General features: G+C 62.6%; 13 protein-coding genes. 1 reads left to right on the top strand and 12 read right to left on the bottom strand.

Annotated elements, in window-relative coordinates:
• Positions 1-256: 256 nt before the first annotated feature.
• Positions 257-1,177, top strand: coding sequence for a LysR family transcriptional regulator (locus tag Q0J74_RS04995; RefSeq protein ID WP_297211505.1), 921 nt, complete (start codon positions 257-259; stop codon positions 1,175-1,177).
• Positions 1,178-1,253: 76 nt separating this feature from the next.
• On the opposite strand, the gene Q0J74_RS04990 is transcribed toward Q0J74_RS04995, so the two are convergent.
• The 12 genes from Q0J74_RS04990 to Q0J74_RS04935 form a co-directional block, all read right to left on the bottom strand.
• Positions 1,254-2,429: a MalY/PatB family protein gene (locus Q0J74_RS04990; protein WP_297211502.1), complete on the bottom strand. Its 1,176-nt coding sequence runs from the start codon at positions 2,427-2,429 to the stop codon at positions 1,254-1,256.
• A 111-nt stretch (positions 2,430-2,540) separates the two neighbouring features.
• Complete coding sequence (locus Q0J74_RS04985; RefSeq protein WP_297211499.1) at positions 2,541-3,539, bottom strand: M14 family metallopeptidase; 999 nt, start codon at positions 3,537-3,539, stop codon at positions 2,541-2,543.
• Positions 3,540-3,557: 18 nt separating this feature from the next.
• A complete protein-coding gene (locus Q0J74_RS04980; protein WP_297211495.1) occupies positions 3,558-4,580 on the bottom strand; it encodes a TAXI family TRAP transporter solute-binding subunit in 1,023 nt (340 codons plus the stop codon).
• Between the two features lie 26 nt (positions 4,581-4,606).
• The gene (locus Q0J74_RS04975) at positions 4,607-6,454 is read right to left on the bottom strand and encodes a TRAP transporter permease (RefSeq protein WP_297211492.1); all 1,848 of its coding nucleotides are present in this window, start codon (positions 6,452-6,454) and stop codon (positions 4,607-4,609) included.
• A 364-nt stretch (positions 6,455-6,818) separates the two neighbouring features.
• The gene (locus Q0J74_RS04970) at positions 6,819-7,754 is read right to left on the bottom strand and encodes a thiamine pyrophosphate-dependent enzyme (protein ID WP_297211489.1); all 936 of its coding nucleotides are present in this window, start codon (positions 7,752-7,754) and stop codon (positions 6,819-6,821) included.
• A 1-nt stretch (position 7,755) separates the two neighbouring features.
• Positions 7,756-8,955, bottom strand: a complete 1,200-nt coding sequence (gene porA / locus Q0J74_RS04965) for a pyruvate ferredoxin oxidoreductase (RefSeq protein ID WP_297211486.1) — start codon at positions 8,953-8,955, stop codon at positions 7,756-7,758.
• A complete protein-coding gene (locus tag Q0J74_RS04960) occupies positions 8,956-9,261 on the bottom strand; it encodes a 4Fe-4S binding protein (protein WP_297211484.1) in 306 nt (101 codons plus the stop codon).
• Positions 9,258-9,839 (bottom strand): 2-oxoacid:acceptor oxidoreductase family protein, encoded by a 582-nt coding sequence (locus Q0J74_RS04955; RefSeq protein WP_297211481.1) that lies wholly within the window; start codon positions 9,837-9,839, stop codon positions 9,258-9,260. Before Q0J74_RS04955 ends, Q0J74_RS04960 begins: the two co-directional genes overlap by 4 nt.
• Before the next feature lie 319 nt (positions 9,840-10,158).
• Complete coding sequence (locus Q0J74_RS04950) at positions 10,159-11,058, bottom strand: precorrin-6B methylase (protein WP_297211478.1); 900 nt, start codon at positions 11,056-11,058, stop codon at positions 10,159-10,161.
• A 106-nt stretch (positions 11,059-11,164) separates the two neighbouring features.
• Positions 11,165-11,785 carry a hypothetical protein gene (locus Q0J74_RS04945; protein WP_297211475.1) on the bottom strand — a complete coding sequence of 207 codons (621 nt, stop codon included), beginning with the start codon at positions 11,783-11,785 and terminating at the stop codon, positions 11,165-11,167.
• Positions 11,785-18,930, bottom strand: a complete 7,146-nt coding sequence (locus Q0J74_RS04940; RefSeq protein WP_297211472.1) for a leucine-rich repeat protein — start codon at positions 18,928-18,930, stop codon at positions 11,785-11,787. Before Q0J74_RS04940 ends, Q0J74_RS04945 begins: the two co-directional genes overlap by 1 nt.
• A gap of 198 nt (positions 18,931-19,128) precedes the next feature.
• Positions 19,129-19,914 (bottom strand): putative PEP-binding protein (locus Q0J74_RS04935; RefSeq protein ID WP_363315552.1); only part of this gene is annotated, 786 nt, incomplete at its 5' end.

The following is a 19,914-nucleotide window of genomic DNA, read 5'->3' as shown; positions in this document are numbered from 1 at the left end:
GGACAAGTCCGTGGCCGATGTGGTGGCCAAGGCTGTGGCCGACACCGCGGTGGAGGAGCATATCGCCAGAATCTGAGTTTTACCGCATCTCTCTTTGCATTTGCCTGGAAAAATGGCCGCATCGTTTCCACTGCGGCCATTTTTCCCATTTCCAGGCCCAAATGTCATCCAGATATTACCTTGTTGACATAACGCACTTTAGCCCGTATAGTAACATAGTAAGAGCCGGTATGCGCCGAGAAGACGGAGGTGCCGTATGCTGAAGGAATTGTCCTATGTGCTGGCAGTGGCGGAAAAGGGAAACGTATCCAGGGCGGCGGAGGCTCTGTTTATCTCCCAGCCCTCCCTGAGCAGGTACATCAAGGATCTGGAAAACCGTCTGGGCGTGCAGCTGTTTCAACGGATCAACAACCGGTTTGTGCTCACCTACGCTGGCGAGAAGTATGTGGAGACGGCCAAGAAAATCACCGATCTGTACGACAGCCTGGAGAAGGACCTCTCCGACATTCATGAGGAGCTGTACGGCCGGCTGAAAATCGGCTGCGCAGTGCTCCGCATGTCCTACAATATGCCCACCATTCTAAAGGCCTTTGTAAACAAGTATCCCAACGTGGAATTGCAGCTGTATGAAAACTACACCACCAAGGGGCTGGAGGACATGCTCCTGCGGGGGGAGCTGGATCTGGCCATTATCAATCCCCGCAATGTGCCGCACCTGAAATACATTCCTTTTTTTGAGGAGGAGCTGCTGCTGGTGGTCCCCCGGTCCCAGTCCCTCACCTTCAAGGGGGTGGAGCGGCCGGACTGCAAGTACCCCTGGATTGATATCCGGCAGCTTCACAACCAGCCCTATATTGCCCTGAACCCGGAGCAGTCCATCGCCATCCGCACAAGGGAGATTTTTGAGGAAAACCACGTGGTCCCCTCCACCGTGCTGCGGGTAAAAAGCGTGGAGTCGGTGTTCCGGCTGGCGGAGGTGGGTCTGGGCTGCGCGGTGATTCCCGAGAGCGTCATCAAAATCCCCAGCGTTCCCCAGCCGCCCCTGTTTTTCTCCTTTGGCTCCCCGGTGGTCAAATGGACCCTGGCCATCGCTTACCGGGAGGACACGGTGTTTTCCAACACGGCGGAGGAGTTTATCAACCTGGTGGCCAGAACGTCGGAGAGCGTACAGGCGTGAGTGCCGCTGCCACAGGCGAAAAACGCCCGGCGGCGGGAGCCAAAACAGGCTCCCGCCGCCGGGCGTTTGTCTATGGTTACTTTGAAAGCTGCTCCAAGGCATTGAGAAGGCGCTTCATGGCCTCCTCCACGTTGCACCGCTGGGTGGCGATGTTCATCCGCATGAAGCCCACTCCCTCCGGGCCGAAGCTGACGCCGTCGTTGAGCAGCAGCTTCGCCTTTTGCTCAAAGAAGGCCTTCAGCTCGGCCTGGGGCATGTTCAGGCCCCGGCAATCCAGCCACAGCAGGTAGGTACCCTCCGGGCGGACCAGCTTGACCCGGTCGGTCTGCGCCAGGGCGGCGCATACGATGTCCAGGTTGCCCTCCAGATACTCCATCATCTGGTCGGCGTAGTAGGCGCCGTGGCGGTAGGCGGTGATGGTGGCCACCGTGCCGCAGAGGTTTTCGCCGATCCCCTTGTTGTCCAGCACCGCCTCGTGGACCGCCGCCTTGATCTGGGGGTTCAGGGCCACGAAGGCCGCCGTCCGGAAGCCGGCGGTGTTGAAGGTCTTGCTGGGGTTGACGAAGGTGACGCTGTTCTCCGCCAGCTCTTTGGAGATGCTGCCGAAGGGGATATGGGTGTGGCCCCGGTAGGTCAGATCCCCGTGGATCTCGTCGGACAGGACGAAGACGTGGTGGCGCAGGCACAGCTCCCCGATCTTCTCCAGCTCCTCCCGGGTGAAGACCCGACCGGTGGGGTTTTGGGGATTGCACAGGATAAACAGCTTGGTACGCACGTCGGACAGCTTTTCCTCCAGATCCGCAAAGTCGATCTGATACTGCCCGTCCTTCACCTTCAGCTCATTGCGCAGCAGTATGCGCCCGTTGTGGCTGGCCATGTCCCGGAAGGGGGGATAGCAGGGGGTGTGAATCACCACCTGGTCCCCCGGATGGCTCAGCGCCCGCACGGCGCAGATGACGCCGGGAATCACGCCGGGGACAAATTCCACCGCGCTCTCCGGGATGTCCCAGTGGAAGCGGGTCTTTTCCCAGTAGGCCACCGCCGCCCGGAATTCCCCGCTGACCACGGGATAGCCGTACACTCCGTCGCTCATCCGGCGCACCAGGGCGTCAATCACCGGCTGGGGCGCCTTGAAGTCCGTGTCGGCGATCCACATGGGCAGCACGTCGGGAGGACATACCTTGGCGTCGTACTTCTTGCAGTCACTCCCGCGCCGGAGCACGGGTTCGTCAAAATTATGTATCAGTTCCATCATGCATTATCCGGCGGGAGAGGGGAGGAAACCGCTCCCCCGCCGGACACAGGCCCCCTTATTGGATAGTATGGCTGGCGCTTCCGCCGCCGGGCTGGCGGCCGGGCGCTGTTACCAGGTTTTCCACTCGGTTCCCACAAAGGCGATGCGGTCGCCGGTGCTCACCACGGGGTTCTCCCGGGTTCCAATGATGTAGCAGTCCGCAGGAGCGGGATAGCTCCCGATCTGGTCCCCGTAGTAGTGGATGTCCAGCAGGCTCTCGCCCGCCTTCACCTCGTCCCCGGAGGCCACGTTCATGGTAATGAAGCCGCCCTCGTTGCTGCGCAGGAAGCGCCGCTTGGTAATCAGCACCTGCCGCTCCGGCTTCTCCACGTCCCCCTCCAGCATGCCCAGGGTCTTCATCACATTGCGAATCCCGGTTTTACCGACCTCCACATACCGCCGGTCGATCTTGCCGCCCTGGCCCATCTCGCCCATGAAGGCGGGGATGCCGTCCTTCAGGCAGGTGATGTCCAGCGCGCCGCTGGTGACGCCGGGCAGCTCATTGGTGGACCCGCACAGGTTCACCAGGCAGTTGGCCACCACGCCGAAGGAGCGCTGCATCCGCTCGGCCACCTGGTTGACCTCCTCGCTCACCCCGGGTACCAGCTTGCGCACCGAATAGGGCTCCGCCTTGTAGGGGGTGGCCATGGTGTGGAAGCTGATCAGGGCGTTGGCAGTGCGCTTGATCTCCCGGTAGATGATGGCCGCAATCCGCTGGGTGAGCATACCGCTGTCGTCCCCGGGGAAGGCGGTGTCCATGTCCATACTGTCCACGGCGGAGATCTTGTTCCGGCACTCGAAGGCCATGGGATTGCAGATGGGGGTGACCACCAGGTTGCCCGCCAGCTGGGACAGGTCCAGCTCCCGGGAGAGCTCCCAGGCGGCGTAGGAGCCGTTGAGTTCGTCCCCGTGTACCGTACCGTTGATCCACAGGGTGGGACCGTCCTTCTCGCCGGCCAGGGCGATGACGGGCAGCTGAATCACAGCCTTGTGGGCCAGCTCCCCCACGGGAATGGTGAAATACGCCCGCTGGCCCGCCTGAACCGCATGATCAAATACTGTTACCATTTTGCTCTCTCCCAAATTTTACTCCATGAGGCCGATTTCCTGATAGTACTGGATGGCGCCGGGGTGGATGTCGATGAGGGCGCCCTCAATGGCGTTCTCGGTGTTGAACTCCACAGCCTGGGGATAGATGTCGGCCAGATCGTCCTGGTGCTCGATGATGCACTTGACCACGTTGTAGACGATCTCATCGTCCACATCGGCGGCGCACACCAGGTTGTTTCTGGTAGCGATGGACACCACGTCCTCATCCACGCCGGTGTAGACGCCGCCGGGGATGGTGAAGGCGTAGAAGTAGGGGTACTCGCTGGTGATCTTGTCAATGTGCTCCTGGTCCACGGAGAGAAGCTTGATGCCCTTGGTGGCAGCCAGGTCGGCAATGGGGGAGCTGGTGTAGGGGGTGATGTGAACGCCGAAGTCGGCATTGCCGTCGTTCACCGCGTCGCAGATGTCCTGGAGGGCGGTCTCGGTGATGGTCACGTCATCGGTGGTCAGGCCGTAGGCCTCCAGCAAGATGGGCATATAGTACTGGGCCATGGCGCCCTTGCTCACCGCCAGCTTCTTGCCCTTCAGGTCGGCAATGGAGTTGATGTCGGAGTCCTCCGCCACAAACATGTGGACCACGGTGGTGTAGCCGCCCATCACGTGACGGATATCCACAGGGTTGCCCTCAAATTCCCGCTCGCCCTTGAAAGCGGCCTCTTCCACGTCGCTCATGGCCACGCCGAACTGAACGGTGCCGTTCTGGATCATGCGGATATTCTCCTGAGAGCCGGTGGAGATCTCGGTGTTGCACAGATAGTTGGGGTGGTCCTGGGTAATCAGGTTGCCGATGCCGGCAAAGGTGGTGTAGTTGGCGCTGGAGCTGGGGCCGCCGCCGAAGCGGATAGTCACAGTGCCGCCCTCGTCGGTGCTGGAAGCCTGCCCGTTGTCATTGTTGCTGCTGCCGGAATTCACCGGCTCATTGGAGCATCCGGCAAAGGAGAACGCCATTACAACCGCAAGTCCCAAACCCAGCAGCCGTTTCCATGTGTTTCTTTTCATGATCTTTACTCCTTTTCCTTATATTTTTATGCTTTCTGCATGAGACCCCGTTTTTCCTCAAAGAGCTTCAGGAAGAACATGCCCACCAGCACCGCAAAGCCGATCAGGTCGGTGACGGTGCCGGGTACGATGAGCAGCAGGGCGGAGACAAAGAGGATCAGCCGCTCAAACTGGTTGATGCTCCACTTGAATACAAACTTCTCCAGTGCCGCAGACAGGCTGTAGATGCCCAGCAGCGCCGTAATCAGGGACTGAATGATGTCCAGCGGACTGCCCTGCATCAGCAGCACCGGATTGTAGACGAACATGAAGGGCAGGATGAAGCCGGACAGGGAGAGCTTGAAGGCGAAGAAGCCCGTCTTTGTGGGATTGCTCCTGGCCACGCCCGCCGCCGCATAGGCCGCCAGGGCCACCGGAGGCGTCACGTTGGAGATGATGCCGAAGTAGAAGATGAACAGGTGGGCCGCCAGCGGGAGCACGTTCATTTCCTTCAGGGCGGGAACCACCAGCAGGGCCAGCATCAGGTAGGCCGCGGTGGTGGGTACGCCCATGCCCAGAATCAGGGAGACCACCATGGTCAGGATGAGCAGCAGCCACAGGTGGCCGCCGGCCACGTCGATGAGCACCGCGCTCATCCGAATGCCCAGGCCGGAACCCATAACCACGCCGATGATAATGCCCACTACGCCGCAGGCAATGGCCACCGGCTTGGCGCCGTCCACAGAGGCCTTGACGATCTTCTTCAGCTTGGTCAGGTTGATCCGGTTCTTGGAGGAGAAGAGAGTGCACACGATGGTGACCATGATGGAGGTGATGCCCGCCTTGGTGACCGTCATCTTGAATACGCTCATGGCCAGGATGAGGTAGATGAGGGGCAGGATCAGGTAGACGTTCTTCGCCAGGTCCTTCCAGGTGGGCAGCTCATCCTCCGGCACGCCCTTGATGTTGTGCTTTCTGGCGTAGAGGTCCACCGTCATCAGAATGGCCACGTAGAACAGCACCGCCGGAATCAGGGCCGCCGCCACCAGGTCGAAATAGGGAATACCCAGATACTCGGCGATCAGGAAGGCGGTGGCGCCCATGACGGGGGGCATGATCTGTCCGCCGGTGGAGGCGGAGGCCTCTACCGCGGCGGCGTAGTCGTCTTCAAAGCCGCACTTTTTCATCATGGGGATGGTAAAGGTGCCGGTGCCAATGACGTTGGCGATGGCGCTTCCGCTGATGGAGCCGAACAGGCCGCTGGCCACCACGGCGATCTTGGCCGGGCCGCCCCGGAACCGGCCGAAGGCCCGGGAGGCCAGCTTGGTGAAGTAGTCGCCCACGCCCGTCTCATTGAAGACCGCGCCCAAGATGACAAACAACACAATGTAGCTGGCCGAGGCGTAGATGGCGGTACCGTAAATACCGTCGGTGCTCAGGTAGACGATGCTGATCAGCCGGGACAGGTCCATGCCCGCGTGGACCAGGAAGCCGGGCATGTAGGGGCCGAAGAAGGCGTAGGCGATGAAGCAGAGCACCACGATGGACAGGGAGAGTCCCACCGACCGCCGGGTGGCCTCAATCAGCGCGATGATCAGCAGCACGCCGAAGATGATGTCGTAGGTGTAGATCAGGCCGCTGCGCAGGTCGATGGTCTTGTCGATGGAGATGATATAGAGCATGCTCCCCGCCACAGCCACAAGAAGGACCAGGTCAATTACTTTGAGATACCATTTTCTGTCTTCCTTGGTCAGATAGTCAAGGAAGAAGATGACCAGGACAACTCCCAGGTGAATGGCTTTCTGGGCAATGCCTGGTGCGGCGCCAAACATGGCCGTCCAGCAGTGGAAGATGCAGAAGGCAGCTCCCAGCAAAAACGATAGTTTTTTGAGCATTGACGTTCCCCCTTATCTCAAGATCAGTTCCCCGTTTGCGCGTCTTTTCTCTCTTTTTTGCACATTTTCATCACTATACGCTAAAGTATGTTTTTAGAATCGCGGCGCGGTTTTGTGCACTTTACACTCTTTTTCTCCTCCGTTTGACTAAATTATAGCTATTTTATGCAACTCAGTCCAATACTATTTTCCAATCCCGCCCGATAGCATTTTCCTATAGTTTTAGCGCGATCCGGGCAAAAAAAGAGTGGCCCCAGCCATCGGGGCGCCGTGCTCCCAATGGTCAGGGCCAGCTGTGAAAACGGGATTGGAAGACGCGCCGCCGCCCGGGGCGGCGCAGGAAAGCCGGAAGCCGGGGGGCGGATCAGCTCCCCAGGCACCGGGCCAGCAGGGCCTCCCACCGCTGATCCACATAGCGCTGGGCGGCCTCCAGGGTCCACTCATTGCCCGGCTGGAAGCAGTGCTTGAACCGGCCCTGGAGCTTCATAAACTCGGTGACGGGCAGCTTCTTGCGGGGCTCGTAGGAGAGCATCCACCGCCCCTCCACCACCTCGAAGAGGGGCCACACACAGGTGTCCACCGCCAGGCGGCACAGCTCGGGCAGCAGCTCCGGAGAATACTGCCAGCCCCGGGGACAGGGGGTGAGCACGTTGACGAAGGCGGGGCCGGGGGTGTAAATGGCACGGTGGGCCTTTTCGTGAAAGTCCTTGAAGTTGCCCAGGAAGGTGGTCTGGGCCACGTAGGGGATGTGGTGGGCGGCCATGATCTCAGTCAGGTCTTTTTTCTCCTGCCCCTTGCCGGTGGAGGCGCTCCCCGCCGGGGAGGTGGTGGCGCTGGCAAACCGGGGGGTGGAGGAGGAGCGCTGGATGCCGGTGTTCATGTAGGCCTCATTGTCGTAGCAGAAGTACACCATATCGTGGCCCCGCTCCATGGCCCCGGAGAGGGACTGAAATCCGATGTCGTAGGTGCCGCCGTCCCCGCCGATGGTGAGAAATTTATAGTTGTCCGGCACCTTGCCCTTCTTTTTCAGGGCGCGGTAGGCCGCCTCCACCCCGCCGCAGGTGGCGGCGGCGTTTTCAAAGGCGGAGTGGATGTAGCTGTCCTCCCAGGCGGTGTAGGGGTAGAGGAAGGAGGACACCTCCAGGCAGCCGGTGGCGTTGCAGATCACCGCCTTGTCCCCCTCGTCCAGGGCTCGCGTCATGGCCCGGCAGACGATGCCGGCGCCGCAGCCGGCGCACAGCCGGTGGCCGCCCACAAAGCGCTCCGGCTTGGAGAGCTCTTTTTTGTGGTTGTATGCCATCTCACAGCACCTCCTCAGCATTGCTGCGCTGCCCCATGTGGAGGTAGCGGGGGCCGGTAACCCCGGTCTCCGCCATGCGCAGCAGGTGGTGGTACACCTTTTCCACATCCTCCACCCGGCAGTCCCGGCCCGCCAGGCCGTACACCACGTCGATGAGCATGGGCCGGACGGGCAGATCGTAGCAGGCGGCGCAGGTCTCGGCAAACAGCGGCCCGCCGCAGCCGGAATTGCCCTCGCTCTTGTCCATCACCGCCACCGCCTTTACGTGGGACAGGGCGGCGGCCAGCTCCTCCATGGGGAAGGGGCGGAACACCCGCAGCTTGATGAGGCCCGCCTTTACCCCCTGGGCGCGGAGCTTTTGGATGCAGGCCTTGGCGGTGCCGGCGGTGGAGCCGATGAGCACCAGCGCCACCTCCGCGTCCTCCATCTCATAGCACTCGAAGAAGCCGTACTTCCGGCCGAAAGTCCGCTCGAAGTCGTTGGCCACCTCCAGAATGACCGCTTTGGCGGCCTTCATGGCCTGGGCCTGCTGGACCTTGTGCTCCATACAGTAGGGGCAGGTGTCATAGGGACCCACCGCCAGGGGATTTTCATGCTTGAGCAGGTAGTGTTCCGGCCGGTACTCCCCCACAAACCGCTTGACGGCGCCATCCTCCTCCAGCAGAATGTTTTCCACCGCGTGGGAGGTGATGAAGCCGTCCTGGCAGATCATGATGGGCAGGCGCACCCGGGGGTCCTCGGAGATGCGCATGGCCTGGAGGTAGTTGTCATAGGCCTCCTGGTTGTTTTCGGCGTAAATTTGCAGCCAGCCGGAGTCCCGGGCACCCATAGAGTCGGAGTGGTCGTTGTTGATGTTGATGGGGCCGGTGAGGGCGCGGTTGACGCAGGCCAGGGTGATGGGCAGCCGGGCGGAGGCCGCCACGTACAGCATCTCGTACATGAAAGCCAGCCCGCAGGAGGAGGTGGCGGTCACCGCCCGCGCCCCGGCGGCGGCGGCGCCCACGCAGGTGGACATGGAGGAGTGCTCGCTCTCCACGGTGACGTATTCGGTGCTCACCTGGCCGTTGGCCACGTACTGGGCGAAATACTGGGGAATTTCCGTGGAGGGGGTGATGGGGAAGGCGGCAAACACGTCTGGGTCGATCTGGCGCATGGCCCAGGCGATGGCCTCGTTGCCGCTGAGGCGCTCCCGGATGCTCATTTACCGCACCTCCTTTTCCATATGGATGGCCTGGAAGGGACACACCTTCCAGCAGATACCGCAGCCCTTGCAGTGGTCCAGGTCAAACTCCCCCCGGCGCCCGTCGGTGACGGGGATGGAGGAGTCGGGGCAGAAGGGAGCGCACAGCAGGCACTGCTTGCACTTGTCCCGCTCCCACACCGGCACGTCGGAGCGCCATGCCCCGGTGTGGACCAGCCGGGCGGTCCCCCCCTCGTAGATTTCCCCGCCGGGGCTGATCTCCTGCCAGGGGATTTGCTCGTTGATGTCCTTGGCCAGACGGCTCATGCGCCGTGCACCTCCTTCATGGATTGGATGAGGCAGTTCATATTTCCCTGGATCACCTGGGGCTTGGTGGCAAATTTATGCCGGAAGGAGGCCTCCATATCCGCAATGAAGCGGCCGGTGTCCAGCACCCGGCTGACCTGGACGATGGCGGCCAGCATGGGGGTGTTGGGGAAGTAACCCCCCAGGTGCTTTTCCGAAATGGTGCGGGCATCAATGGTGTACACCCGCCCGGTGTAGCCCCGCAGCAGGGGGCGGATGGCCTCCGGCGGCTGGGAGGTGTTCACCACAATACCCCCCTCCGCATCCAGCCCCGCGGTGACATCCACGGTGGAGAGCAGGGACTCGTCCACCACCACCACATAGTCGGGGTGGTAGATGTTGGAGTGAATGGTGCAGGGCTGGTCGCTGATGCGGTTGTAGGCTGTGATGGGGGCGCCCATCCGCTCGGGTCCGTACTCGGGAAAGCCCTGGACGTATTTTCCAGAGGCAAAGGCCGCGTCCGCCAGGAGCAGACAGGCGGTCTTGGCCCCCTGGCCGCCCCGCCCGTGCCAGCGGATCTCTGTCATGGTGCCGCTCATGGTTCATTCCTCCCTCTCCGTAAAAAAGCGCCCGTCCCGCAACGGGACGAGCGCACAAAAGCACTTCGCTGTACCACCCAGTTACCGCGTACCGTCATACGCACCTCCAATAACGGGGAGAACCGCCAGCGCCTACTCCGGCCGGGGCCGTTTGGGGCTGGGACTCCGGAGTGATCTTCAGACGGGACGTACCGATACCGGCTTTCCACCAACCGCCGGCTCTCTGGGCTCTTCCGTCGGGTCCTACTGTCTCCCTCATGGTCTTTTCCGCTTTACTTTGCTAGTTTGTTAAATATCATACCCCCAACAGAGGCGCTTGTCAAGCCCGGCCAGTGATAATCCAGGGAGCGGGCTCCTGGTTGAAGGTATTTTTGGAGGAGAGCTTGGACACCGAGATCTGGATGACCTCAGTCTCGCCGATCCCCAGGGACTCAAACAGGGCGGGAATGGAGGCGGCGCAGCGGAAATCCAGGGTGTAGATTACAAACTCCATGTGGGGGTTGAGCTCCAGCAGACAGCGCAGCTCCTGCTCCATGCTGGCCGAGGCCACCAGCATGGTCAGGCTGGGGACCGGCAGCCCTGCCATAGTCTCCCGGTCCACGTGGTCCACAATGACAATGTTATTCAGCCCGAATTGGTGGGCGTTCTCCTCCATGGTGCGCCGGTCGGCCCCGTTGTACTCCACCGCAATGACGGTCCCCTCCCCGGCGATGATGGCGGCCTCCACGGCGATGGATTCCCCGCTGATGACGCACAGGTTGTCGGTCAGGGCGGTATGCATCTTGTTGAGGATCACCGCGCGGATCTCGCTGCCCACATAGTGGATGGACCCCCGGGAAAAATGGGAGTTGTCCATGCCGATCTTATAGGTGCTGCGGGCGTTGGGGTTGAGGATAAGCATGGCCGCCGAGGCGTTGATGCCCCGGTTGATCATGTCCTTCAGGGGCTTGTGGAGAATGGGACCGGCGGGGTCGGACCCCTCGTTGTACCACACCTCGCACTCTCCCAGCCCCGCGTCCCACATGCGGTAGAAGATATCGGCGTGGCCCGCCTCGGTGAATACCAGCACCGCCCGGTGGGACTCCACCATGGGGATCAGGTTCTTGTTCTTCCGGGTAATATCCAGAATTTTTACCTTTTCCAGGTCAATGTCCATGTTCTGGGCATAGTATTGCAGCCAGGACAGAATATTCGCGTTGCTGAACAGTCTTGTTTCCATACCCTCACCCTCTCCGGGACCCCGGGCGGCCCCCCCTGTGTGCTCTTGCCGTACTGTGTGCAGTATACCATATTCCCTGTGCTTTTGCACAGGACATGGAAAAATTTTATGCGCCGGGCGGCACTTCGTCCAGCAGCTCCGTAATGATCCGCAGCTGCCCCTCCAAACCGTGCAGCTCCGGCTTCCAGAATACCATGCTGGCCGTCTCATTCCCCAGGAAAAGTTCGTACCGGGCGGAGAGGACGGCGGCCGCCTGGTCCTCCAGCCAGTTCACCAGGCCGGCCGCCCGCTCCCGCGCCCCGGGGGAAAGCGTCCCGCCCAGGGACCAGGTCTCCCGGCGGCGGAGGGGCGGGTTTTTCACCCAGCCCGCCTCCGCCGGAGCGCGGAAGGGCCGGCCGCTGAAGATGCAGGCCTCCCCGCCCCGCCAGCCCGGCTCCCCCAGTTGAAGGCACAGGCCGGTAAAGGCGTAGTGGGCCAGCTTCCGGTCCTTCTCCCTGTCATACAGCTGGAGGGGCATGGCCAGGGACAGCCGGCGGCCGCCCCAGGCTCCCTCCACCAGGTAGCCGCACACCCCTCTGGCTCCCCAGCCGGAGAGAAAGGGGTACCGCTGGGAGGTGGCAAATGACAAATTTGCCTCCCCCCGGGCCTCCGGTCCCAGTACCCGGCGGGCAATTTCCTCTGCCCGGAGGGTCGGGTCCTTTGCCGGCGGCCTTTTTCTGAAAAACATCAGTTCAGCTCCTTCTCCACGCAGGGATACAGGGGATTCATCCACTCATCCAGCAGGAACAGTTTGAGGACCCGGCCCCTGCTCTGGTCAAAGGGGCGGTAGGAGATCTCCAGCGGACCCCCGCCGGCGGCCGCCTGGGCGGTACCCACCGTCAGCAGCCGGCCGGCCTCATCGTACACCGCCGCGACGCAAAGCCCAGCCTGGCTGCCGCTCAGGGTCAGGGTCACTCCGTTGGCGGCCACGCTGCCGATTTCCGCAAACTGGGCCGCCTCATCTCCGCCCAGGGTGATAAAATCGCTGTCGTTGGCGGCAAAGTCGTCGCCGCTGTCCGAAATCACCACGTAGTAAACTTGGGCTTCGGGTTCCGCCAGGCTGAAGCTGACCTGCTCCAGCCCCAGGGGCTCCAGGGCGGCCACGGTGGTCCGGTCCACCACCGGTCCGGTCAGGCTCTCCGCCCGCAGTTCCACGGCGAGATCCGTCCGCCTGGTGTATCCGTAGTTTACAATGCCGGCAAACACCGCAAGGGTGCCGTCCGCCTTTTCGCCCCAGGCGGCGTCTTCCACTCCCACGTCCTCAAAGGACAGCGCGGCGGTCTGGCTGTTGTCCGACGGGTCGCTGTCCGTCAGCTCCTCCGGGGTGACGGTCACCGTCACCCGCTGGCCGGTGGCGTCCGCCGCCACCGGGAAGTAGGTGGAGGCGGTGATGCTCTGGCCGGGTACCAGCATGTCGTCGATTACGATGGAGGAGAGCACGTTCCCCGCTTCGTCCGTCACCTCAACCACCGCCGAGGAGACGCTCCGGCTGCCGTTGTTGGTCAGCTGGAAGGACAGCTCCATATCGCTGCCCGCGCTGTAGGCGCCGGCGTCGTAAAGCAGCTCTCCCACCGTCAGATCGCACCGGGAGGCCAGAACAATCCGCTCCAGCCGGGCTGTGCCGTAGGGGTCGTCCGCCTGAATGGTACCGGTGACCTGCTGGCGGTTGACCAGCACCTCCACGGCGCCGTCTTCCGCCATGGTGCCGGAGAAGGCGCCCACAAAGTCGCTGCCGTCGGTGAGGGCCACAGGCTCGCACCACCGGCCCAGCTCCTCGTTATAGTAGGAGAGGTTCAGGGTGGCATACAGGCCGTTGGAGGTGGTATAGAGCACCGCCCGCTGGCCGCCTGAGAGCAGCTGGAACCGGCCCGTGCCGGGCAGGGAGGGGTCTGTCTTGCTGTCCAGCCAGGTGATGCCCTTCTCCCCCGTCCAATACAGGGTGTGCTCCAGGTAGCAGGGGTTATAGGCCGGCTCGTCCGCCTCCTCCACAGGCTGGCCGTTTTCATACAGCCGGGCGGTGTTTCCGCTCACCATGCAGTAGGCCAGCCGCAGGCCGTCCTGTCCGTCCGCCGCCAGCGCGTCAATGGCGCCCAGGCCGGTGTACGCGGCCTTTACCTCCGACCAGCTCCCGCCGGTGCAGGCGCTGTACAGGATGCTGTTGCTCCCGCTGCCGAACCAGTCGTTTTCGCTGTTGTTCACCCAGGCGGCATACACCGTGCCGTCCTCCCCGCCGCAGAGGGTGGGCAGCATGTCCAGGCCCTCCCGGGTAAAGGTGACGGGGTCGGTAAAGCCGCTGCCGGGGGCAAAGGAAGCCACGGAGATGTCAAAGTCCGGGGCAATGCTCTCCAGGGTATCCTCCCCGGTAAAGGTCCGCACGGCGTTCTGCCACACCAGCCAGGCGGTCCCGTCCACCAGGGTCAGCTGGGGGGCGTAATCCAGGGTGCCGTCGGCGGCCACCAGGGCCGGACTGCTCCAGCTGCTCCCATCGTAACGGGAGTAATAGAGCTGGGTGCTGTTGAGGCCGCTGTCGGCGGCGTCCACCCAAACTGCCAGGGCGGTCCCGTCGGCAAAGCGGAGGTACTGGGGGGTGGATTCCCGGTAGATGTTGTCCTTGAGAGTCTGGGCCACAGGCGACGGGGCGGCCTGCAGGGCGGGGGTTGACTCCTCCGCCAGGAACCGGGAGCCCTGGTCCAGGTAGGACAGGTCCTTCTGGGTATAGTTGGCCGGGTCATAGGCCCCAGCCAGCATCATCGGGGAGAGCATGCTCCTGCTCTGCTGGGGGTACTCAATCCACACCGCCTCATAGAAGGGGTCCCAGGATTTTTTGTACTCAAAAATGACCACGCCGGCTTTGGCATAGGCGTTTACCGTGGCCGTGAGCTTAAAGGAGTCCTGCCTGCCCCCCGTGTAAATCCGCCAGTCGGGCTTCAGGCTGCCTTCCACGCCGCCGCCGATGTAGAGGACGTTTTTCACCCCCGCGCCCACGCCGCCGCCCAGGGTGATCTTGCCGCTGATCTGGCCGTTGGGCAGGAAGTTCTTGGCGGTCTCATTAAAGATCACGTTCAGCTGGGCGGTCACCTCGCCGGTGAGGGCAGCCTCAAAGTACATGGGGATGGGACCCAGGAAGAAGGGCAGGTTCAGATTCACCCCTACCGTGGGGTTGAGAATCACCCCGCCGTCCAGCCAGGTCACTCCGCCCTGCGCGTTTACGTAGCCCTCGGCAAAGCCCAGGATGGTAAAGTCCGCGTCAAAGCCGAAGGAGCCCTTGGGATACTTCAGTACATTGCGGTAGGTCTGCTCCAGATTTTTCAGCTTTTTCAGGCTGGAGGACACGTCCGAGGTGTCAAACACGCCGGTATCCTTCAGCTTGTCGATAAAGGTCTTGGTCTCCCGGGTAATGGCGGGGGAGCGGTTTTCGCTCTCGCTGCTGGCATCCCATTCGCCGGAGGTTTCGTGGCTGGCCAGATCGGCGCCGATGGCCACATATACCTTCCCGTCCTCCACGGTCAGGGTAATGGGTACGATGGAGGAGATTCCCGCGCTGACCTCCGTCCCGGCGAAGAAGTCGGGCTGAATGGTGTCGGGCAGGGTCAGGCTGATGCTGCTCCCCAGGGAGAAGGAGGCGCCGTTGAGGACGTCCGGAATGGCGGAGGCGTCCCCCGCCTCAAATTTCAACTGCGCCTTCACCGTCTGCCCCGCCCCGTCCGTGGCCTGGATGTAGACCGGCCGGGACACGTCAAAGTTGTCGCTGAGCACGGTGGTCAGGCTGTCCCCGGTGAAGGAAACCCGACGTGCCTCCTGTATCAGGGCCAGCGTGCCTTGGCCTCCCTTGCCCCAGCTGACCTCCGCCCGGAGGGTGACGCTCTCCTTGCTCAGCAGGTCCATGCCCCGGCTCTGGTGGAGCACGTCCACGTCTCCCAGCCAGACGGCGGATAGCACCGGCTTGTCGGAGACCCGCTCCAGATAGATTTTCTTGGATGCGGCCAGCTGCCCGGCGGTGAGGGTGCGGGCCACAAAGCCCTCCTTTTCCACCGTGACCGAGCCCTCGGTCACGGCGGGGATCTGGACCTGTCCGTTGTCCCCGGTGAGGTAGCTCTTGCCGCCGGCGGTAACCTGGGCGCCGGCGCTGAGGAGGTAGGAGCCGCTGCCCCCCTCACCCTTGCTCTCGTACACCGTCAGGGCGATCTCGGTGGTGCCGGCCTCCAGACGGTTGCTCTCCGAAACGGCGATGTCGATCTTGGTCTTGATCATGGCCGCAATCACCCCGTCGGCATCCACCAGCACCACGTAAATGCTCTCCAGCGGACGGAAGAGGAGGCCCGGTGCCACGCCGGTAAATATCCCCGTCGTATTTTCCAGCACCGTCTGCCCCCGCTGAGTGATGCGGATGGTGCCGGGGACGCTGTCCGACCAGTAGGGGTGTATCTCCAGGTCCACTATCTCCCCCGAGCCCTGCTCAAAGCTCTGGGTCTCGGTCAGGGCGTTGACCTGCTGCTCCCCCCGGGTCATGGTCACTTCGGTCAGGTTCTCCTCCCCGATGTTCTCCGAAATGGACACAAACAGCTCCACCAGCGCCTGGATGTCGTCGGCCTCAAAGTAATTCTGCTCGGTACCGGCCACACCGATGAGCAGCTGCCGGTTGGCATCCGTGGGAGTGAGGCCCACGGTGTAGATGTAGTAGTTCGCCCGCATGGCGGCCGCCTGGGTGAGGATGGCGCTGTCCGAGTCGGAGGGGGCGCCGTCGCTGAACAGGATCAGGCTCTTTACATCGGAGTCCGAGTCCGCCAGCATGGTTTGGGCCGCGTCCAGCGCCTTCAGATAGTAGGTGCTGCCCGACGCCGACATGGCGTTGACCCGGTTGTGCAGCCACTCCACGTCGGTGGACAGGGGCATCTCCACCACGGCCTGGCTGGCGTAAGAGATCACGGAAATGCGGGTATTGGTCAGCCGGCCGCCCACCTGGTCGGCAAAGGTGTTCACCGCCGTTTTCAGCATTTCAATCCGCGCCCCGCTCATGCTGCCCGATACGTCCAGCAGCAGCACGATATCCCGGGTTGGCAGGGTGTCATCCCACACCGACCACTGGGCGGCGGGGTACTGGGACACCACCTGGTCGCTCCAGCCCGCAGCGGTTTTGGGATAGTAGGCCTTGTAGCTCTCCGCCGAGGGCAGGGCCTCCTCCCCCAGCCGGGGCAGGTCGCCGCAGAAGATCAAGGTGTCCACACTTCCGCAGCCGGCAAAGGCGGAATCTCCCACACTCTGGAGGTCGGCCGGCAGCTCCACCCGCTTCAGGGCGGTACAGTCGGCAAAGGCCTGGCTGCCCACCGTCTCCACCCCGTCAGGCAGCACCACGCTGGTCAGTCCGGTGCAGCCGGCAAAGGCGGAGTCCGCCACGGTGGTAATTCCCGGGTCTATCGTCACGTGGCTGACAGTATGCTTCATCCCCTGCCACGGCGCCTGTCCCTCTTCAAAGGACATGGCGCCGGTGCCGCTGACGGTCAGCTCTCCCGTCTCTATCTCCAGGGACCAGGTGGCCTCCGCTCCGCAGGAGCCGCCGAAGGAACAGCCCTGGAAGGCATTTTCCTCAAAGACCACCCCTTGCGGCAGAGTGATGGACCGCAGCGCGGTACAGTTCTGGAAGGCATAGCTGCCGATGCTGGTCAGCGTGTCCGGCAGGATGACCTCCTCCAGCGCGCTGCAGTTGCGGAACACGTACCCGGGCAGCGCGGTCACGCCCTCCGGCACCTCCACCCGCTTCAGGGCGGTGCAGCCGCTGAACGCCCCGTTGCTGCCCACCGTAATCAGCCCCTTGGGGTAGGTTATGCTGCTCAGGGCGGTGCAGTTCTGGAAGGCATGGCTCTCCAGGGTGGTCAGGCTGTCCGGCAGCACCACCGACGTCAGGCCGGTACATCCCCGAAAGGCATAGCTGTCAATTTCCAGCAGACCTTCCGGCAGAACGAGGGCGGTCAGACCGGTACAATTCTGGAAAGCATAACTGCCGATGCTGGCCACTCCCGCCGGGAAAGCGAGCTGCGTCAGGCCGGTGCAGTTTTGGAAGGCATTGGCGCCGATGCTGGTCAGGCTGTCCGGCAGCACCACCTCTTCCAGCGTGCTGCAATCAGAAAAGACATGGTTGGGCAGCGCCGTTACTCCCTCCGGTACCTCCACCCGCTTCAGGGCGGTGCAACCGTCAAACGCGCCCCCGCTGCCCACAGAGGTAAGCCCCTTGGGATAGGTGACGCTGCTCAGGGCGGTGCAGCCCTGGAAAGCATCGGCTCCCAGGGTGGTCAGGCTGTCCGGCAGTACCACCGACGTCAGGCCGGTACACGACCGGAAAGCATAGCTGTCGATTGTTGTCAAGCCCTCCGGCAGGGTGAGGGTAGTCAGGCCGGTGCAGCCCTGGAAGGTGTACCGGTCAATCAGGGTCAGGCTGCCGGGCAGATGCACCGATACCAGGTTGGTACACTCCCGGAAGGCATAGCTGCCCAGCTCCGTTACCCCCTCCGGCAGGGTAAGCTCCGTCAGGCCGGTGCAATTCTGGAAGGCATAGCTGCCGATAGCCGTCATTCCCGCCGGAAAAGCGAGCTGTGTCAGGCCGGCGCAGTTCCGGAAGGCATAATTGCCGATGGTGGTCAGGCTGTCCGGCAGCACCACCTCTTCCAGCGCGCCGCAATCAGAAAAGACATGGTCGGGCAGCGCCGTTACTCCCTCCGGTACCTCCACCCGCTTCAGGGCGGTGCAGCCGCCAAACGCGCCCCCGCTGCCCACAGAGGTAAGCCCCTTGGGATAGGTGACGCTGCTCAGGGCCGCGCAGTCCTGGAAGGCATCGGCTCCCAGGGTGGTCAGGCTGTCCGGCAGCACCACCGAGGTCAGACCGGCACAGCCCCGGAAGGCATTGCCGCCGATGGACGTTAACCCCGCCGGGAACGAGAGCTCCGTCAGGGCGGCGCAGTTGTAAAAGGCGTAATTGCCGATTTCCGTCAAGGTGTCGGGCAGCGTCACCCGCTCCAGCAGGCCGCAGTTTCGCAGCAGATTGGCGGGCAGCTTGGTCATGCCCTCCGGCACCACAAACTCCTTCAGGGCCGTACACCCCGCAAACAGGTTTCCGCTGCTGCCGACGCTGGTCAGTCCACTGGGGCAGTTGACGCTGGTCAGGCCGGCGCAATCCTGAAAGACGCCGCTCCCCAGGGTGGTCAAACCGTCGGGCAGTACCACCGACGTCAGGCCGGTGCAGTTCCGGAAGACGTAGTTGCCCAGCTCCACCAGCCCCTCCGGCAGCGTCACCGCCGTCAGACCGGTGCAGTTCTGGAACGCACTGCTCGGGATCAGGCTCACACCGGCCGGTATCACAATCTCTTCCAGCGCGGCGCAGCCATAAAAGGCACTGCTGCCGATGGACGTCACCCCCGCCGGAAGCTGAACACCCTCCAGGGCGGTGCAGCCGTAAAAGGCACTGCTGCCGATGGACGTCAGCGTATCAGGCAGGGTCACCGAGGTCAGTCCCGCGTTGCGGAACACACTGCCGCCGATGGCCACCACCGCTTTGCCCTCAATTTCGCCGGGAACCGTCACCGCTCCCCCTTCGCCGGTATAGCCGGTAATGGTGGCCCCGTCTTCGGAAAGAGAGTAGCTGAACTCCCCATAGACGCTGCTGCTCAAAAGCGGCGTCTCTTCTACCGGCTCCTCTTCCGGTTCCTCCGCTGTCAGTGTCTGGATGATGGCAGACGCCGAACCGTCCTCCTCCTCCAGCTCCCCGGCTCCCCGGGCCTCTACCGGTAGCAGCGCTACCAGCAAGGTCAAAGAAAGCACCCACGCCAGCATCCGTTTTGCCATTCTGATCCCTCCAAATCTCGTCTCTTCTTTCCTGCTTTAATTGGTAAAATTATTATTATCATTATACTATACCCGGCAGACTTTTCAACCTCTATTCCGCCAGGAAATCAAAAAAGGGAGCGCTCTTAGGACAGACTAAAGCCGCCCCGGTCCAGCAGGACCGGGGCGGCCTTGTCTCATTTTAGGAGGAAGCCTCCGTTACCGGGGGTTCTTGATCGCAGCCTGGGCGGCAGCCAGACGGGCGATGGGTACGCGGTAGGGGGAGCAGGAGACGTAGTTCAGGCCAACCTTGTGGCAGAACTCCACGGAGGTGGGATCGCCGCCGTGCTCGCCGCAGATGCCCAGGTGGATCTCCGGGCGGGTCTTCTTGCCCAGCTCCGCCGCCATCTTCACCAGCTTGCCCACGCCGTTCTGATCCAGGTGGGCGAAGGGATCGGACTCATAGATCTTCTTGTCATAGTAGTAGCTCAGGAACTTGCCGGCGTCGTCACGGGAGAAGCCGAAGGTCATCTGAGTCAGGTCATTGGTGCCGAAGGAGAAGAACTCCGCCTCCTTGGCAATCTCGTCGGCGGTGAGGGCGGCACGGGGGATCTCGATCATGGTGCCGACCTCGTACTTCATGCTGATGCCGGAGTCCTTGATGATGGCGTCGGCGGTGGCAACCACCACGTCCTTCACGTACTTGAGCTCCTTCACCTCGCCAACCAGGGGGATCATGATCTCGGGAACCATGGTCCAGTCGGGGTGCTTCTTCTGCACATTGATGGCGGCGTTGATGACGGCGGTAGTCTGCATCTCGGCAATCTCAGGATAGGAGACGGCCAGACGGCAGCCGCGGTGACCCATCATGGGGTTGAACTCGTGCAGGGAGGCAATGACCTCGTGCAGGCGCTCCACGGTGACGCCGATCTCGCCGGCGATCTCCTTGATGTCCTCCTCCTTGGTGGGCAGGAACTCGTGCAGCGGGGGATCCAGGAAGCGGAT

The organism is uncultured Flavonifractor sp. (genome assembly GCF_944387675.1).
GTDB lineage: Bacteria > Bacillota > Clostridia > Oscillospirales > Oscillospiraceae > Flavonifractor.
The sequence above is the reverse complement of the archived record's forward strand: the minus strand, read 5'-3'. Positions and strand labels throughout refer to the sequence as shown.

Coding starts and splice junctions, on each gene's coding strand:
- Q0J74_RS04950 (WP_297211478.1), bottom strand. CDS start 11,058: ATGGAAACAAGACTGTTCAGCAACGCGAATATTCTGTCCTGGCTGCAA.
- Q0J74_RS04975 (WP_297211492.1), bottom strand. CDS start 6,454: ATGCTCAAAAAACTATCGTTTTTGCTGGGAGCTGCCTTCTGCATCTTC.
- Q0J74_RS04945 (WP_297211475.1), bottom strand. CDS start 11,785: ATGTTTTTCAGAAAAAGGCCGCCGGCAAAGGACCCGACCCTCCGGGCA.
- Q0J74_RS04970 (WP_297211489.1), bottom strand. CDS start 7,754: ATGGCATACAACCACAAAAAAGAGCTCTCCAAGCCGGAGCGCTTTGTG.
- porA (WP_297211486.1), bottom strand. CDS start 8,955: ATGAGCATCCGGGAGCGCCTCAGCGGCAACGAGGCCATCGCCTGGGCC.
- Q0J74_RS04980 (WP_297211495.1), bottom strand. CDS start 4,580: ATGAAAAGAAACACATGGAAACGGCTGCTGGGTTTGGGACTTGCGGTT.
- Q0J74_RS04985 (WP_297211499.1), bottom strand. CDS start 3,539: ATGGTAACAGTATTTGATCATGCGGTTCAGGCGGGCCAGCGGGCGTAT.
- Q0J74_RS04940 (WP_297211472.1), bottom strand. CDS start 18,930: ATGGCAAAACGGATGCTGGCGTGGGTGCTTTCTTTGACCTTGCTGGTA.
- Q0J74_RS04955 (WP_297211481.1), bottom strand. CDS start 9,839: ATGAGCGGCACCATGACAGAGATCCGCTGGCACGGGCGGGGCGGCCAG.
- Q0J74_RS04995 (WP_297211505.1), top strand. CDS start 257: ATGCTGAAGGAATTGTCCTATGTGCTGGCAGTGGCGGAAAAGGGAAAC.
- Q0J74_RS04960 (WP_297211484.1), bottom strand. CDS start 9,261: ATGAGCCGTCTGGCCAAGGACATCAACGAGCAAATCCCCTGGCAGGAG.
- Q0J74_RS04990 (WP_297211502.1), bottom strand. CDS start 2,429: ATGGAACTGATACATAATTTTGACGAACCCGTGCTCCGGCGCGGGAGT.